The organism is Mycobacterium sp. (assembly GCF_008709575.1).
Taxonomy (GTDB): domain Bacteria; phylum Actinomycetota; class Actinomycetes; order Mycobacteriales; family Mycobacteriaceae; genus Mycobacterium.
Map to the genome: position 1 here is coordinate 4,104 of NZ_VYIK01000110.1, position 233 is coordinate 4,336.

Annotated in this window: 1 protein-coding gene; it reads right to left on the reverse strand. The window is 70.4% G+C overall.

Annotated elements, in window-relative coordinates; all coding sequences use genetic code 11:
- A partial coding sequence (locus F6Q13_RS16810) for an AIR synthase-related protein (protein ID WP_293058966.1) occupies positions 1–233 on the reverse strand: 233 nt, incomplete at both ends.

Consider the following 233-nt stretch of genomic DNA (forward strand, 5'->3'; position numbering starts at 1 on the left):
GCGCATCACCACGGTCTGCGCGGGTTCTTCGACGATCACCCCGATCTGCGCCGCCTCGGCCCCCAGCGGGTGCGAACGCCACGCCGCCAACCCGGCCTGGGCTTCCTCGGCCGGCACCACCGCGACGATTTTGCCCTCGTTGGCCACATACAACGGGTCGATGCCCAACAGCTCGCAGGCGCCGGTGACCATCGGATGCACCGGCAGCCGCTCCTCGTGCAGCACCACCCCCA